The sequence below is a fragment of the Streptomyces rubellus genome (assembly GCF_036323805.1).
Lineage (GTDB): Bacteria > Actinomycetota > Actinomycetes > Streptomycetales > Streptomycetaceae > Streptomyces.
The window spans coordinates 44104-59024 of the sequence record NZ_JAZDCX010000018.1 but is presented as its reverse complement, the minus strand read 5'-3'; the positions used below and the strand labels follow the sequence as shown (position 1 = coordinate 59024).

General features: G+C 74.3%; 14 protein-coding genes. 8 read left to right on the top strand and 6 right to left on the bottom strand.

The features are described 5' to 3' along the window. Positions 1–12: 12 nt before the first annotated feature. On the top strand, positions 13–2034 hold the full coding sequence (locus tag V1L54_RS20790; RefSeq protein WP_330119581.1) for a beta-galactosidase: 2022 nt from the start codon (positions 13–15) through the stop codon (positions 2032–2034). Here the strand turns inward: V1L54_RS20790 and V1L54_RS20785 are convergent. From V1L54_RS20785 to V1L54_RS20770, 4 genes are all read right to left on the bottom strand, one after another. Beyond that, a complete protein-coding gene (locus V1L54_RS20785) occupies positions 2025–2411 on the bottom strand; it encodes a VOC family protein (protein ID WP_330119580.1) in 387 nt (128 codons plus the stop codon). The two genes, V1L54_RS20790 and V1L54_RS20785, sit on opposite strands and share 10 nt — an antisense overlap. Further along, a complete protein-coding gene (locus V1L54_RS20780) occupies positions 2408–2701 on the bottom strand; it encodes an ArsR/SmtB family transcription factor (RefSeq protein ID WP_330119579.1) in 294 nt (97 codons plus the stop codon). Before V1L54_RS20780 ends, V1L54_RS20785 begins: the two co-directional genes overlap by 4 nt. Before the next feature lie 73 nt (positions 2702–2774). Beyond that, positions 2775–4799 (bottom strand): glycoside hydrolase family 31 protein, encoded by a 2025-nt coding sequence (locus tag V1L54_RS20775; RefSeq protein ID WP_330119642.1) that lies wholly within the window; start codon positions 4797–4799, stop codon positions 2775–2777. Positions 4800–4945: 146 nt separating this feature from the next. Continuing rightward, entirely contained in the window at positions 4946–5959 is a 1014-nt protein-coding gene (locus V1L54_RS20770; protein WP_330119578.1) for a LacI family DNA-binding transcriptional regulator, read from the bottom strand. 230 nt (positions 5960–6189) lie between these two features. Between V1L54_RS20770 and V1L54_RS20765 the strand changes: the two genes are divergently transcribed. After that, positions 6190–8106 (top strand): acyl-CoA dehydrogenase family protein, encoded by a 1917-nt coding sequence (locus V1L54_RS20765; protein ID WP_330119577.1) that lies wholly within the window; start codon positions 6190–6192, stop codon positions 8104–8106. Positions 8107–8139: 33 nt separating this feature from the next. On the opposite strand, the gene V1L54_RS20760 is transcribed toward V1L54_RS20765, so the two are convergent. Next, on the bottom strand, positions 8140–8637 hold the full coding sequence (locus V1L54_RS20760; RefSeq protein ID WP_330119576.1) for a MarR family winged helix-turn-helix transcriptional regulator: 498 nt from the start codon (positions 8635–8637) through the stop codon (positions 8140–8142). Between the two features lie 86 nt (positions 8638–8723). Here V1L54_RS20760 and V1L54_RS20755 point away from each other — a divergent pair, with 86 nt between their 5' ends. From V1L54_RS20755 to V1L54_RS20740, 4 genes are all read left to right on the top strand, one after another. Continuing rightward, a complete protein-coding gene (locus tag V1L54_RS20755) occupies positions 8724–9638 on the top strand; it encodes an EamA family transporter (protein ID WP_330119575.1) in 915 nt (304 codons plus the stop codon). Positions 9639–9652: 14 nt separating this feature from the next. Then, on the top strand, positions 9653–10294 hold the full coding sequence (locus V1L54_RS20750) for an NAD(P)-dependent oxidoreductase (protein WP_330119641.1): 642 nt from the start codon (positions 9653–9655) through the stop codon (positions 10292–10294). A gap of 152 nt (positions 10295–10446) precedes the next feature. Then, entirely contained in the window at positions 10447–10656 is a 210-nt protein-coding gene (locus V1L54_RS20745; protein ID WP_330119640.1) for a type II toxin-antitoxin system VapB family antitoxin, read from the top strand. Further along, the gene (locus V1L54_RS20740; protein WP_330119574.1) at positions 10653–11072 is read left to right on the top strand and encodes a PIN domain nuclease; all 420 of its coding nucleotides are present in this window, start codon (positions 10653–10655) and stop codon (positions 11070–11072) included. The genes V1L54_RS20745 and V1L54_RS20740 overlap by 4 nt, the downstream gene beginning before the upstream one ends. 42 nt (positions 11073–11114) lie before the next feature. Here the strand turns inward: V1L54_RS20740 and V1L54_RS20735 are convergent, their stop codons facing one another. Continuing rightward, positions 11115–11642, bottom strand: a complete 528-nt coding sequence (locus V1L54_RS20735) for a GNAT family N-acetyltransferase (RefSeq protein ID WP_330119573.1) — start codon at positions 11640–11642, stop codon at positions 11115–11117. Between the two features lie 558 nt (positions 11643–12200). Here V1L54_RS20735 and dxr point away from each other — a divergent pair. Further along, a complete protein-coding gene (dxr, locus tag V1L54_RS20730; RefSeq protein ID WP_330119572.1) occupies positions 12201–13544 on the top strand; it encodes a 1-deoxy-D-xylulose-5-phosphate reductoisomerase in 1344 nt (447 codons plus the stop codon). Beyond that, on the top strand, positions 13541–14845 hold the full coding sequence (locus tag V1L54_RS20725) for a M50 family metallopeptidase (protein WP_330119571.1): 1305 nt from the start codon (positions 13541–13543) through the stop codon (positions 14843–14845). The genes dxr and V1L54_RS20725 overlap by 4 nt, the downstream gene beginning before the upstream one ends. Positions 14846–14921: the final 76 nt, after the last annotated feature.

The window sequence follows — 14921 nt, the reverse complement described above, 5'->3', positions numbered from 1 at the left end:
AGACCTCCCACGATGCCCACGCTGAACGACGTCACCCGCGGCCGGCTGCTGTACGGCGGCGACTACAACCCCGAGCAGTGGCCCGAGGAGGTCTGGGCCGAGGACGTGGCGCTGATGCGCGAGGCCGGGGTCAACCTGGTCACCGTCGGCGTCTTCTCCTGGGCCCGGCTCGAACCCCGTCCCGGGGAGCGGGACTTCGGCTGGCTGGACCGGGTCCTGGACCTCCTCCACGCCGGCGGCGTCGGCGTCTGCCTGGCCACCCCCACCGCCTCCCCGCCGCCCTGGCTGGGCGCCCGCCACCCCGGGACCCTGCCGCGCGACGAGACCGGGGCGGTGGTCTGGTACGGCTCGCGCAACCACTTCTGCGCCTCCTCGCCCGTCTACCGCGAGCACGCCCTGCGCATCACCGCCGACCTCGCCGACCGCTACGGCGGCCACCCCGCGCTGCGGCTGTGGCACGTGAACAACGAGTACGGCACCGTCTGCCGGTGCGACACCACCGCCCGCCACTTCCGCGCCTGGCTGCGCAGGCGCCACGGCGACCTCGACGCCCTCAACGAGGCATGGGGCACCGCCTTCTGGAGCCAGCGCTACGGCTCCTGGGCGGAGGTCCTCCCGCCGCGCCGCACCCAGTACCTGCCCAATCCCGCCCAGTCGCTGGACTTCCACCGCTTCACCAGCGACGCCCTGCTGGAGTGCTTCACCGCCGAACGCGACGCACTGCGGAGCCGCACCCCGCACATCCCCGTCACCACCAACTTCATGCCGCTGTCCGCCGGGCAGGACGGCTGGGCCTGGGCGGCGGAGGAGGACGTGGTCTCCGTCGACCTCTACCCCGACCCCGGCGGCCCGGACGGCGCCGCGTACGGGGCGCTGGTGCAGGACCTCACCCGCTCCCAGGCCCACGGCCCCTGGCTGCTGACGGAACAGGCCGCCGGGGCCGTCAACTGGCGCGGCGTCAACCAGCCCAAACCGGAGGGGCTGCTGCGGCTGTGGTCGCTGCAGGCCGTGGCCCGGGGCGCGGACGGGATCTGCTTCTTCCAGTGGCGCCAGTCCCGGCAGGGCAGCGAGAAGTTCCACTCCGCGATGCTCCCGCACGCCGGGCCGCGCTCCCGGCTCTTCGGCCGGGTGCGCGAACTGGGCGCCGAACTGGGGAAGCTGGGCGGAGTCACCGGCACCGCCGTCCCCGCGCGGATCGCCGTCCTGCACGACTGGCACTCCTGGTGGGCCACCCTCCAGCCGGGCCGCCCCTCGGACCGGTTCACCCAGGAGCAGCCGCTGCGCGCCTGGCACCGCGCCCTGTGGGAGCTCAACCTGACCTGTGACCTCGCCCACCCCGAGGCGGACCTGTCCGGCTACGCGCTGGTCGCCGTCCCCCAGCTGTACCTGCTCACCGACGCCGCGCTGGACAACCTCGCCGGTCACGTACGCGGCGGCGGCACACTGGTGTGCGGCTTCTTCACCGGCGTCGCCGACGCCGACGACCGGATCCGCCCGGGCGGCATGGCCGCCCGGCTGCGCGAGGTGCTGGGCATCGGCCTCGTCCACGAGTGGTGGCCGCTCGCCGAGGGCGAGCTCCAGCACCTCACACCCCTGGGGGACGGGCAGAGCACCGCCGCCCTGTGGCGCGAGGACGCCGAGACGGCCGGCGCCACCACCGTCGCCGCCTACCGGGGCGGCGAGCTCGACGGCCGTCCCGCCGTCACCCGCCACTCCTTCGGCGCCGGCACCGCCTGGTATCTGACCACCCTCCCCGACCCCGCCGCGCTCCGGGCCCTGCTGGGCCGCGCCGCCGGAGAGGCGGGACTGCGGCCGCCGCTGCCCGGCCTGCCCGCCGGGGTGGAGGCCGTACGCCGCGGCGGGCTGCTGTTCCTCCTCAACCACGGCCGGGACCCGGCCGCCGTCCCCCTGCCCGCCCCGGCCACCGACCTGCTGACCGGACGGCGGTACGGGCGCCGGGTGCCGCTCGCCCGCCACGGCGCCGCCGTCCTGCGCACCGCGCCGCCCGGCGGCGGGGACGGGGCCTACGCGTAGTGGGCGAGCTGGATCAGGTTGCCGCAGGTGTCGTCCAGCACCGCGGTGGTGACCGGCCCCGTCTCCAGCGGTTCCTGGGTGAAGTGCACCCCGAGCCCCCGCAGGCGGTCGAACTCGGCGTGCACGTCGTCCACGGCGAAGGAGGTGACCGGGATGCCGTCGTCGGCCAGCGCCGCCTTGTACGGCCCGACGGCGGGATGGTCGTCGGGCTCCAGCACCAGCTCGGTGCCGTCGGGGTCCTCCGGTGAGACCACGGTCAGCCACCGGTGCTCGCCGAGCGGGACCTCGGTCTTCTTCCGGAAGCCCAGCACCTCCGTGTAGAAGCGCAGGGCCTTGTCCTGGTCGTCGACGTGGATGCTGGACAGGTGGATCCTCATCGGGTGTTCTCCGGCGCGTCGGGCCTGAGCCACCGCGTCACGATGCGCTCAAGCGGTTCGGTGTTCAGGTCGTGGAACTTGTAGCGGCCCTGGCGCCGGGTGCGGACCAGGTCCGCGGCCTCCAGCACGGCGAGGTGCTGGCTGACCGCCTGGCGGGAGAGTCCCAGGCCGTGCCTGGCCGCCAGCCGTGTACAGATCTCGAACAGCGACTGGCCGTCCCGTTCCACCAGCTCGTCGAGGATGCGCCGACGGGTGGGGTCGGCCAGCGCCTTGAAGACATCGTCCGCCACGACCCCCACAATAGGCAAGTGAATACTTGCCTGTCAATCCGGGTGTCCTCGCGCAGCCCCGCGGACAGCGCGCCTAGCCCCGCGCCGGCGGCTCCTCCCGGACCGGCAGCTCCGCGCCGTCCCGCAGGAACAGCGGGATCCGCTCCAGCGGGGCGGGCACGGTGACGGTTCCGCCCCCCGGGTGCGCCTCGCCGGTCCAGGCGTCCGTCCACGCCGCGCCCGCGGGGAGGTGGACGGCGCGTTCCCGGGCGCCCGCCTCCAGCACCGGCGCCACCAGCAGGTCCGGCCCGAGCAGGAAGGCGTCGGCCACCTCCCAGGCGGCCGGGTCGCCGGGGAACTCCAGGAACAGCGGCCGCATCGGCGGCAGCCCCTCGGTGTGCGCGGTGCGCATCTGCGCCAGCACATACGGCCGGAGCCGCTCGCGCAGCCGCAGGTACGCCGCCATGATCTCCCCGGCCTCCGCCCCGTAGGACCACACCTCGTTGGGGCCGCCCGTCATCCCCGGGCCCAGCGGCATGCCGGGCTCGCGGAAGCCGTGCAGCCGCATCAGCGGGGAGAGCGCGCCGAACTGGAACCAGCGCACCATCACCTCGCGGTACGCCGGGTCGGCCGGGTCGCCGCCGTGGAAGCCGCCGATGTCGGTGTTCCACCAGGGGATGCCGGACAGCGCGGTGTTGAGCCCGGCCGCGAGCTGGCGGCGCAGGGTGGCGAAGTCGGTGCCGATGTCACCGGACCACAGGGCGGCGCCGTAGCGCTGGGCCCCGGCCCACACCGACCGGTTGAGGGTGATGATCTCCGTGACGCCCTCGGCGGCCAGGCCGTCGTGGACGGTACGGGCGTTCTCGCGCGGGTAGAGGTTGCCCACCTCCGGGCCCGGGCCGGCGTGGTAGCGCAGGTTGGCGGCGAAGCCGGGCCGCAGCTCCGGCTCCCCGGCGTCCAGCCAGAAGGCCGTGATGCCGTGCGCGAGGTAGTTCTCCCGGATGCGGGACCACACGAAGTCGCGGGCCTCGGGGTTGGTGGCGTCGTAGAAGGCGACCTGCACGGGCTCGGCCACCCCCTTGTCGGGCCAGTCGGCGTGGGCCAGCGGCCCGTACTCGGTGCCGATGAACAGCCCGGCGTGCTCCATCGGCCCGTGGTTCTCGCTCAGCGGGGAGACCGACGGCCACACCGAGACCACCAGCTTGACCCCCAGCTCGTCCAGTTCCTTGACCATCGCCGCCGGATCGGGCCACTGCTCCGGGTCGAACCGCCACTCGCCCAGGTGCGTCCAGTGGAAGAAGTCGCAGACGATCGCCGAGAGCGGCAGGCCGCGCCGCCGGTACTCGCGGGCCACCGACAGCAGCTCCTCCTGGGTGCGGTAGCGCAGCTTGCACTGCCAGAAACCGGCCGCCCACTCCGGCAGCATCGGGGTGCGGCCGGTGGCCGCGGAGTAGCGGCGCTGGGCGTCGGCCGGGTTCCCGGCGGTGATCCAGTAGTCGATCTGGCGGGCGGAGTCGGCGACCCAGCGGGTGCCGTTGCGGGCCAGCTCCACCCGGCCGACGGCCGGGCTGTTCCACAGCAGGGTGTAGCCGCGGGACGAGGTCAGCACCGGGATGGAGACCTCGGCGTTGCGCTGGACGAGGTCGAGCACCGTGCCCTTCTGGTCCAGCAGCCCGTGCTGGTGCTGGCCCAGGCCGTACAGCCGCTCGCCCTCGTACGCGGCGAAACGCTGCTCCAGCCGGTGGTAGCCGTTGCCGGTGGCGGTGTGCAGCCGGGAGCCGGGCCACCAGAAGTGGGCCCGGTCCTCCGCCAGGAGCTCGGTGCCGCCGTCGGTGCGCAGGAAGCGGACCATGCCCTCGGCGCTCACCACGGCGGTGATCGCGCCGCAGGTCAGCACGGCGTACCCGGCCTCGGTCCGGATCTCGGCCGCGGCCCCCGGCGGCGGCTCCTCCAGCAGCGCACCCGGCAGCCCGGCCAGGACGGGGCCGCCCAGCCGGGCTCGTACCCGTACGGCGTCCGGACCCCAGGGCTCCAGCCGCAGTGTCTCCTGCCGCCCGCGCCACTCCAGCGCGCCGTCGCGCACCCGGAAGGTGCCGCGGGTGGGGGAGGGCTGCGCCAGGGAGGAGGGCGGCGGGACGAACGCGGCGGACGGGGCGGGGGAGGCGCCGGCGGGGGAAGCGGGGGAGGGGGAGGGGGAGGGGGGCGGGGAGACGGACACGGTGCTCCTGTGGCTCGTGGGAGAGGACGGGACGTGCCGGACGGGGGTCAGTGCCGGACGGGGGCCGGGCCCGAGCTGGCCCGTACGGTCAGCCGGGGCGGCAGCAGGTCGAGCCGCTCCCCCCGCTCGCCGCGCACCTTGGCCATCACCAGCTCCACCGCCCGGCGCCCCATCTCCTGAGCCGGTATGGCCACCGAGGTCAGCCGTACGGACGCCTGCGCGGCCACCTGGTCGGGGCAGACGGCGACCACCGAGACGTCCTCGGGGACGGCCCTGCCCTGCCGGCGCAGTAGGCTCAGCAGCGGGTCGATGGCGGCCTCGTTCTGCACGACGAAGCCGGTGGTGCCGGGCCGCTCGTCGAGGATGCGGGCGAGAGTCCCGGCCATCGCCGCGTAGCTGCCCTCGCAGGGGCGGTGCAGCAGCCGTACGCCCAGTTCGGCGGCGCGGGTGCGCAGCCCGTCCCGGGTCCGCTCGGCGAAGCCGGTGTGCCGCTCGTAGACGGCGGCCGCCTCGCCGACGACCGCGACATCGCGGTGGCCCAGTTCGGCCAGGTGCTCCACGCACAGCGCGCCGGTGGCGGTGAAGTCCAGATCGACGCAGGTGAGCCCGGTGGGGTCGGCGGGGACGCCGATCAGCACGGCCGGCCGCCCGGTCTCGCGCAGCAGCGGCAGCCGGGCGTCGTCCAGCTCGACGTCCATCAGGATCATCGCGTCGGCCAGCCCGCTGCCCACCACCCGGCGCACCGCCGCCGGGCCCTCCTCGCCGGTCAGCAGCAGCACGTCGTGGTCGTGGGAGCGGGCGGTGGTGGCGACGGCCAGCGCGATCTCCATCATCACCGGCACGTACATGTCGGTGCGCAGTGGCATCATCAGCGCGATGATGTTCGACCTGCTGCTGGCCAGCGCCCGCGCGCCCGCGTTGGGGTGGTAGCCCAGCTCCCTGATGCTCTCCTCGACCCGCTCCCGGGTGGCGGCGGAGATGGAACGCTTGCCGCTGAGGACGTAGCTCACGGTGCTGGCGGAGACCCCGGCGTGCCGGGCGACCTCGGCGAGAGTGACCACGGGTCCTCCAGGCGGTGCGGGAGCGGTTGGTGAAGCGCTTCGACGATGAATCTGCGGACCGACCCTAGACCGGACCTCACAAGCTGTCCAGATGCCGCACGCCGGGCAATCGAAGCGCTTCAACTGGCCGGTAGCAAACAACTTCAGGAGAAACGGCATACGTTACACAGCACTACAAACGGGTACGCAGGGCTGCCCAGCACCCGTCGGCAGTGCGAGGTGAGCCCGCGATGACCGTCTCCGAGCGTGAGTCACGACAGGTGGCCGAGGCCGCACGGGAACAGCACTGGCGCAGGCCGAGCTTCGCCAGGGAGCTGTTCCTGGGGCGTCTCCGCCTCGACCTGGTGCACCCCCACCCCCGGCCCGGGGCCGGGGCCGTCAGCCGGGGCGAGGAGTTCCTCGCCAGACTGCGGGAGTTCTGCGAGACCTCGGTGGACGGCCTCCGCATCGAACGCGAGGGCCGCGTCCCCGACGAGGTGGTCAAGGGACTCAAGGCCATCGGCGCACTCGGCATGAAGATCGACCGGCGCTACGGCGGTCTGGGCCTGAGCCAGCTCCACTACAACCGGGCGCTGGCCCTGGTCGCCTCCGCCAGCCCCGCCCTCGGCGCGCTGCTCTCGGCGCACCAGTCCATCGGCGTCCCCCAGCCGCTGGAGCGGTTCGGCACCGAGGAGCAGAAGGAGGCCTTCCTGCCGCGCTGCGCCACCACCGACATCTCGGCCTTCCTGCTCACCGAGCCGGACGTCGGCTCCGACCCGGCCCGGCTGGCCACCACCGCCGTGCCCGACGGCGACTCCTACGTCCTGGACGGCGTGAAGCTGTGGACCACCAACGGCGTCATCGCCGACCTGCTCGTCGTCATGGCGCGCGTCCCGGCGTCCGAGGGCCACCCCGGCGGCATCACCGCCTTCGTCGTCGAGGCCGACTCCCCCGGCATCACCGTGGAGAACCGCAACGCCTTCATGGGCCTGCGCGGCATCGAGAACGGCGTCACCCGCTTCCACCGGGTCCGCGTCCCGGCCGCCCACCGCATCGGCCCCGAGGGCGCCGGCCTGAGGATCGCGCTGACCACCCTCAACACCGGGCGCCTCTCCCTGCCCGCGATGTGCGCGGGTGCGGGCAAGTGGTGTCTGAAGATCGCCCGCGAGTGGTCGGCCGCCCGCGAGCAGTGGGGGAAGCCGATCGCCCGCCACGAGGCCGTCGGCACCAAGATCTCCTTCATCGCCGCGACCACCTTCGCCCTGGAGGCCGTCCTCGACCTGTCCTCCCAGCTGGCCGACGACGACCGCAACGACATCCGCATCGAGGCCGCGCTCGCCAAGCTCTACGCCTCGGAGATGGCCTACCGGATGGCCGACGAACTGGTCCAGATCCGCGGCGGACGCGGCTTCGAGACCGCCGACTCCCTCGCCGCCCGGGGCGAGCGGGGCGTGCCGGCCGAGCAGCTGCTGCGCGATCTGCGCATCAACCGGATCTTCGAGGGGTCGACGGAGATCATGCACCTGCTGATCGCCCGGGAGGCCGTCGACGCCCATCTGTCGGTCGCGGGCGACCTGGTCGACCCGGACGCGTCCACGGCCGACAAGGGCCGGGCGGCCGCCCGGGCCGGCGGCTTCTACGCCCGCTGGCTGCCGAAGCTGCTCGCCGGCCCGGGACAGCTGCCCGGCACCTACCGGGACTTCCACCCGGCCGGCCACCCCGACCTGGCGGTCCATCTGCGCTACGTGGAGCGTGCCGGCCGCCGGCTGGCCCGTGCCACCTTCGCCGGGATGGCCCGCTGGCAGGGCGGTCTGGAGCGCAAACAGGCCTTCCTGGGGCGGATCGTGGACATCGGCGCCGAACTGTTCGCGATGAGCGCCGCCTGTGTGCGGGCGGAGATGCTGCGCGCCGACGGCTCCGACGGCCGTGCCGCCTACCAGCTCGCCGACGCCTTCTGCCGCCAGGCCCGCCTCCGTGCCGAGGAGCTCTTCGGCCGGCTGTGGAACAACACCGACGACATCGACCGCGAGGTCGTCCGCGGTGTGCTCGGCGGTGTCTACACCTGGCTGGAGGAGGGCGTCCTGGACCCCTCCACCCCCGGCCCCTGGATCGCCGAGGCCGCTCCGGGCCCGTCCACCGCCCCGGACGTCCACCGCCGCATCGGCTGACGGGCCGCCCGGGCAGCCGGGACGGGGCGGGGCTCAGTCCACCCGGTCCCCGAGCGACTCCAGCAGCTCGCGCAGCAGTCCGGCGAGTTCGCCGCGCCGGGCGTCGGTGAGCCCGGCCAGGACGCGGTGCTCGGTGGCGAGGTGGTCGGGCAGGACCCGGTCGATCAGGGCGCGGCCCTCGTCGGTGAGGGTGACGTGCACGACGCGGCCGTCCGTCTCGCTGGGGGAGCGCGTCACCAGGCCGCGCGCCTCCAGCCGGTCCAGGCGCTGGGTGACGGCCCCCGAGGTGACCATCGCCGGGCGCATCAGCTCGGCCGGGGTCAGCCGGTACGGCGGCCCGCTGCGCCGCATGGTGGCCAGGACGTCGAACGAGGCGGCGTCCAGGCCGTGGGCGGCGAACGTACGGCGCAGCTCGGCGTCGATCAGCCGGATGGCCCGGCCCAGCCGCCCGATCACCCCCATCGGGGAGACGTCCAGGTCGGGGCGCTCGCGGGCCCACTGCTCCAGCACTCGGTCGACGTGATCGGCCATGGCGTCACCTTACTCGGTGCCTTAGCGCTGAGAGAGGTGTCGCATCTCGGTGGCCATTTTGCTTAGTGACGAGATACTTTCCCTTAGTGCTAAGGAATCGACTCGGAGTCCTGCTGCTCACCGCCCTGGCCCCGGCCATCTGGGGCACCACCTACCTCGTCACCACCGAACTTCTGCCGCCCGATCGCCCGCTGCTGGCCGCCGTCCTGCGCGCCCTGCCCGCCGGGCTCCTCCTCCTCGCTCTCACCCGGCGCCTGCCCACCGGGCAGTGGTGGTGGCGCGCGGCCGTGCTGGGCGCCCTCAACATCGGGGTGTTCCTCGCGCTGCTGTTCGTCGCCGCCTACCGGCTCCCCGGCGGTGTCGCGGCCACCGCCGGCGCGGTCCAGCCCCTGATCGCCGCGGGACTGTCCGCCGCCGTGCTGGGCGAGCGGTTCACCGTCCGTACCGTGCTCGCCGGGGTGGCGGGCGTGGCCGGGGTCGGCCTGCTCGTCCTGCGGGCCGACGCGCGGCTGGACGCGGTCGGCGTCGCCGCCGCGCTCGGCGGCGCGGCCGTCATGGCCACCGGCGTCGTCCTCAGCAAACGGTGGACCGCGCCCGCGCCCCTGCTCGCCGTCACCGGCTGGCAGCTCGTCGCGGGCGGGCTGCTGCTGCTCCCCGCCGCCCTGGCCGCCGAGGGGCCGCCGCCCGCCGGGCTGACCGCGGGCAACCTGCTCGGCTACGGCTATCTGTCGATCGTCGGCGCGGCGCTCGCCTACGCCCTGTGGTTCCGGGGGATCCGCGCCCTGTCGCCCACCGCCGTCACCTTCCTCGGCCTGCTCAGCCCGCTGGTCGCCACCGCGCTCGGCCGGCTGGTGCTGGGCCAGCGCCTGACCTGGGCGCAGACGGCGGGCGCCCTCACCGTCCTGGCCTCCCTCGTCGTGGCCCAGGTCCGGCCCCGCCGCGCCGCCGCAGAATCCGCCGTACCCACCGAAGCCAAGACCCCTGAACCCCAGAGGAGCTGAAAGCGTTGAGGACCATGGACATCACCGTCTTCGGAGCCACCGGCAGCGTGGGCGGCCGGGTGGTGGCCGAGGCGCCGGCCCGGGACCACCGGGTCACCGCCGTCGTCCGCACCCCGGCCCGCCTGCCCGAGCTGCCCGCCGCCGCCCTGGGCCGGACCGGCGACGTCCGCAGCGCCGAGAGGGTGGCCGAACTGAGCGCCGGCCAGGACGTGGTGGTCGGCGCCACCCGCCCGGCACCCGGCAGCGAGGGTGAACTCGCCACCACGCGGACCCTGCTGGCGGGCGCGGCCGCAGCAGGCGCCCGGCTGCTGGTCGTCGGCGGCGCGGGCAGCCTGACCGTGCCCGGCGCCGGCGGCCGCACCGTCCTGGACGACCCGCGGTACCTCCGCCCCGACTGGCGGGCCATCGCCGAGGCCGGCGCAGGGCAACTGGCGGCCTGCCGCGCCGACGCCTCCGGCGCCGACTGGACGTACCTCAGCCCGCCCGCCCGGCTGGAGCCGGGGGAGCGCACCGGCCGCTGCCGGCTGGGCACCGACGAACTGCTCACCGACGCCGACGGCGTCTCCCGCATCACGGTGGCGGACCTGGCGGTGGCCCTGCTGGACGAGGCGGAGAACCCCCGGCACCGCCGGGCGCGGTTCACGGTGGCGTACTGACGCCGGGAACCGGTATTCGCCCGGAGTGGAGCCGGGTACCGGCCACTGCCCGAGTCGGGAACCCTCGCCGGCGGACCGGCGGACCCGGCGCGTTCGGCGCGGGCCCGGCGATATACTCAAAGGAATACTGGATATCCTATGAGGTGGTGAAGATGGCCAAGACCGTGATCGACATCGATGAGAAGCTGCTGGCCGACGCCGCGATCGCCTTCGGCACCAAGACCAAGAAGGACACCGTTGCCGCCGCTCTGCGCGAGGGAGTCGAGCGCAAACGACGCGCCATGGCGCTCGCGCGGCTCGCGGCGAAAGCGGACGCGGGCGCGTTCGACGAACTCCTGGAGAAGGAGAAGTACCGCCCGTGACGGCCGCCGTCTATCTCATCGACACCAGTGCTCTGGTGCGGGTTCTCCGGCGGCCCACGCGCGACATCTGGGAGAAACCTCTGGCAGAGGGCATCGTCGCGCGCTGCCCGGTGACCGAGGTCGAGTTCCTCTACAGCGCCCGCAACGCCGAGGACCGTGCCGAGTTGGTGGCGGACCTCGACGCGCTCCTCGGCTGGAGTCCGCTGGACGACCGCGCGGTGGCCCGCGCCTGGGATGTGCAGAGAGAGCTGACAGAAAGCGGCAGGCACCGCTCCGCCGGAGCGGTGGACCTGCTCATCGCGGCCACGGCCGAACTGCAGGGGCTGACTCTGCTGCACTACGACCGCGACTTCGAGACCATCGCCGGGATCACCGGTCAGCCCACCCAGTGGCTGGCTCCACCCGGCTCGCTCTGAAACCCCGGCCGGCCGCCGGGCCGGAAACGGCCCCGGTGGCGTTCACACGCGGTCGAACGGCTCGGCGTAGGCGAAGGTGCCGCGCAGGGCGGGGTCCTTGGGGTCGTACGCGGTCAGCGTACGGACCTGGAAGTACCGCCCCCAGGCGGGGTCGGGCGGGGTGATGCCGTACTCCGCGGCGGCGCGGAAGCCGAAGCGGCCGTAGTACGCGGGCTCGCCCAGCAGGGCCACCAGCGGTTCGCCGAGGGCGTCGGCCGCGCCGAGCACGGCGTGCACCAGCGCGGAGCCGACGCCGCTCCCCTGCCGGCCGGGATGCACGCTCAGCGGCCCCAGGCCCAGCGCGGGCCGCTCCCCGACGCGGCCGCGGGTGCACACCACGTGTCCGGCCACCTCGCCGTCCGGACCCTCGGCCACCAGCGACAGCGCGGGCAGCCACCCGTCGCAGCCGCGCAGTTCGTCCAGCAGGGTGACCTCCACCGGGACGGGTGTCCGGGCCCGCTCGGCGAACGCCGCGCCGGTCACGGCGCGTACGGCGGGGAGGTCGTCGGGGGTCTCTCGTCGGATCAGCACCGCGGCAGTCTGGCGCGCCCCCGGCGGGGCGGCAACGGGTTTTCCCGCAGCCCGCAGCCCGCAGCCCGCAGCCCGCAGCCCGCAGCCCGCAGCCCGCGGCCCGGGCCGACGCGGGCGTCCCCCTGAACGACCGGTACACCAAGCAGATCCTCCGGGAACCGGGGCTGCGCCCCGGCGTGGTCGCCGCCCTGGGCGTGGTGCTCGGCGCCGGATGGATCTCCCACACCACCGGCCGGGTGCTGCACCGCCTCGCCCGGCGCCCGGCCCCGCTGCTGGCCGTCCGGCGGCTGCTCGCCGACCCCTGGCACGGCAGCCGCACCCAGGCCGCGCTGCTGGTCTGCGTGGTCTTCGGTTCGGGCGCGGCGGCGCTGCGCGCCCACTTCGAGGCCGTGGACGGGGCGCGGGCGTGCTGGCGCTGGTCCTGGCCGCGACCGGTCTCGCCCTGCTGTTCCTGCGCTCCGCCGCGACGGTGGAGGAACTGCGCACCGGGTGACGCCCTCCACCGCGGGACGGGCGGGGGCGGCGCCGCCCGTCCCGCGGACCGGACACAATGGGGGGATGACCGAACGCCCCGCCCCGCTGGCCGACCCGCATCTGAGCCGTCCGGCCGACGCTCCCGACGGCGCCGCCCCCGCCGACGGACCGCGCGACATCGTCATCCTGGGCTCCACCGGATCGATCGGCACCCAGGCCGTCGACGTGGTGCTGAGCAATCCCGACCGCTTCCGGGTCACCGGGCTGTCCGCCGCGGGCGGCCGGGTGGAGCTGCTGGCCGAGCAGGCCCACCGGCTGGACGTGGCCACCGTCGCGGTCTCCGACCCGGCGCGGGCCGGTGGGCTGCGCGAGGCGCTGCGCGCCCGGTACGGGGCGGGCCGGCCGCTGCCCGAGGTGCTGGCCGGACCGGAGGCGGCCGCCGAGCTGGCCGCCTCCGAGTGCCACACCGTCCTCAACGGCATCACCGGCTCCATCGGCCTGCGGCCCACCCTCGCCGCGCTGGCGGCGGGCCGCGCCCTGGCGCTGGCCAACAAGGAGTCGCTGATCGTCGGCGGCCCGCTGGTGCGGGCCCTGGCCCGGCCCGGCCAGATCGTCCCCGTCGACTCCGAGCACTCGGCCCTGTTCCAGGCGCTGATGGGCGGCGCCCGGACCGAGGTCCGCAGACTGCTGGTGACCGCCTCCGGCGGCCCCTTCCGGGGCCGTACCCGCGAGGAGCTGGCCGACGTCACCCCCGCCGCCGCCCTGGCCCACCCCACCTGGGCGATGGGCCCGGTCATCACCGTCAACTCGGCGACCCTGGTCAACAAGGGCCTGGAGGTCATCGAGGCCCATCTGCTCTACGACATCCCCTTCGAGCGCATCGAGGTCGTCGTCCACCCGCAGTCCTACATTCACTCGATGGTGGAGTTCACCGACGGCTCCACCCTCGCCCAGTGCGGCCCGCCCGACATGCGGCTGCCCATCGCGCTCGGCCTGGGCTGGCCGCACCGGGTGCCCGAGGCCGGCCCCGTCTTCGACTGGTCGAAGGCGATGAGCTGGGAGTTCTTCCCCCTGGACGAGAAGGCCTTTCCCGCCGTGCCGCTGGCCTGCCATGTCGGCGCGCTGGGCGGTACCGCCCCGGCGGTGTTCAACGCCGCCAACGAGGAGTGCGTCGAGGCGTTCCTCTCCGGCAGACTGCCGTTCAACGGCATAGTGGACACCGTCGCCGCGGTGGTCGGGGAGCACGGCACCCCGAGGGGAACCGACCTGACCCTGGAGGAGGTCCTCGACGCCGAGGACTGGGCCCGCGCCCGGGCCCGTGAACTGGCGGCACGCGCCGCACGTACCGCATCCGGGACGGACGCGGCGGACAGCACAGGCAGCACAGGCAGCGCAGGCAGTACGGTGACAGCGGAGGCACGCGCATGACGACGGTGATGACCCTTCTCGGCATAGTCGTCTTCGTCTTCGGCCTGCTGTTCTCCATCGCCTGGCACGAGCTGGGCCACCTGTCCACGGCCAAGATGTTCGGCGTCCGCGTCCCGCAGTACATGGTCGGCTTCGGTCCCACCATCTGGTCGCGGCGGAAGGGCGAGACGGAGTACGGCCTCAAGGCGATCCCGCTCGGCGGCTACATCCGCATGATCGGCATGTTCCCGCCCGGTGAGGACGGCGCCATCCGTCAGCGCTCCACCTCGCCCTTCCGGGGCATGATCGAGGACGCCCGCGCGGCGGCCTTCGAGGAGCTGAAGCCGGGCGACGAGAAGCGGCTGTTCTACACGCGCAAGCCCTGGAAGCGCGTGATCGTGATGTTCGCCGGCCCCTTCATGAACCTGATCCTGGCCGTGGTGATCTTCGTCGCCACGCTGATGACCTTCGGCATCAACACCACGACCACCACCGTCTCCACCGTCTCCGACTGCGTGATCAGGGTCTCGGAGCGGACCGACACCTGCCCCGGGGGCGCCCCGGACTCCCCGGCCAAGGCCGCCGGTCTCAGGCCCGGCGACACCATCGTCGCGTTCGACGGCAAGGAGGTCGCCGAGTGGGGTGAGCTCCAGCAGCGCATCCGCGACACCATCGGCCCGGCCACCGTCACCGTCGAGCGCGACGGCGAGCGCCTGGACCTCCGGGCGGAGCTGGTGAGGAACGAGGTCGCCAAGTCCGACGGGCGCGGCGGTTACGTCGAGGGCGAGTACGTCACCACCGGCTTCCTCGGCTTCTCCCCGGCCACCGGGGTCGTCCAGCAGTCCTTCCCGCAGGCCGTCGACCGGATGGGCGACATGATGGCCAGCGGTGTGGAGGCCCTGCTGCGGCTGCCGGAGAAGATCCCCGGCCTGTGGAACGCCGCCTTCGCCGGGGCCGAGCGCGAGCAGGACTCCCCGATGGGCGTGGTCGGCGCGGCCCGGGTCGGCGGCGAGGTCTTCGCCCTGGAGATCCCGGCGGAGCAGCGGGTGGCGGTGATGCTCTACCTGGTGGCGGGCTTCAACCTGTCGCTGTTCCTGTTCAACATGCTGCCGCTGCTGCCGCTGGACGGCGGGCACATCGCGGGCGCCCTGTGGGAGTCGGTGCGGCGGGGCCTGGCCAGGGTCCTGCGCCGCCCCGACCCCGGCCCGTTCGACGTGGCCAGGCTGATGCCGGTGGCGTACGTGGTGGCGGGCGTCTTCGTCTGCTTCACGCTGCTGGTGCTGGTCGCCGACATCGTCAACCCGGTCCGCCTCGCCGGCTGACCGCCCCTCCGGGCGGCCGGCGGCGGGGCCGCGGCGGCGGCCGGGCACGTCCGGACACACGGCGGCGTCCGGCCCG

What these genes read in the sequence shown, in the direction of transcription:
- V1L54_RS20760 (WP_330119576.1), bottom strand. Translation starts at nt 8,637, where the DNA reads ATGGCCGATCACGTCGACCGAGTGCTGGAGCAGTGGGCCCGCGAGCGC.
- V1L54_RS20765 (WP_330119577.1), top strand. Translation starts at nt 6,190, where the DNA reads ATGACCGTCTCCGAGCGTGAGTCACGACAGGTGGCCGAGGCCGCACGG.
- V1L54_RS20790 (WP_330119581.1), top strand. Translation starts at nt 13, where the DNA reads ATGCCCACGCTGAACGACGTCACCCGCGGCCGGCTGCTGTACGGCGGC.
- dxr (WP_330119572.1), top strand. Translation starts at nt 12,201, where the DNA reads ATGACCGAACGCCCCGCCCCGCTGGCCGACCCGCATCTGAGCCGTCCG.
- V1L54_RS20745 (WP_330119640.1), top strand. Translation starts at nt 10,447, where the DNA reads ATGGCCAAGACCGTGATCGACATCGATGAGAAGCTGCTGGCCGACGCC.
- V1L54_RS20750 (WP_330119641.1), top strand. Translation starts at nt 9,653, where the DNA reads ATGGACATCACCGTCTTCGGAGCCACCGGCAGCGTGGGCGGCCGGGTG.
- V1L54_RS20785 (WP_330119580.1), bottom strand. Translation starts at nt 2,411, where the DNA reads ATGAGGATCCACCTGTCCAGCATCCACGTCGACGACCAGGACAAGGCC.
- V1L54_RS20725 (WP_330119571.1), top strand. Translation starts at nt 13,541, where the DNA reads ATGACGACGGTGATGACCCTTCTCGGCATAGTCGTCTTCGTCTTCGGC.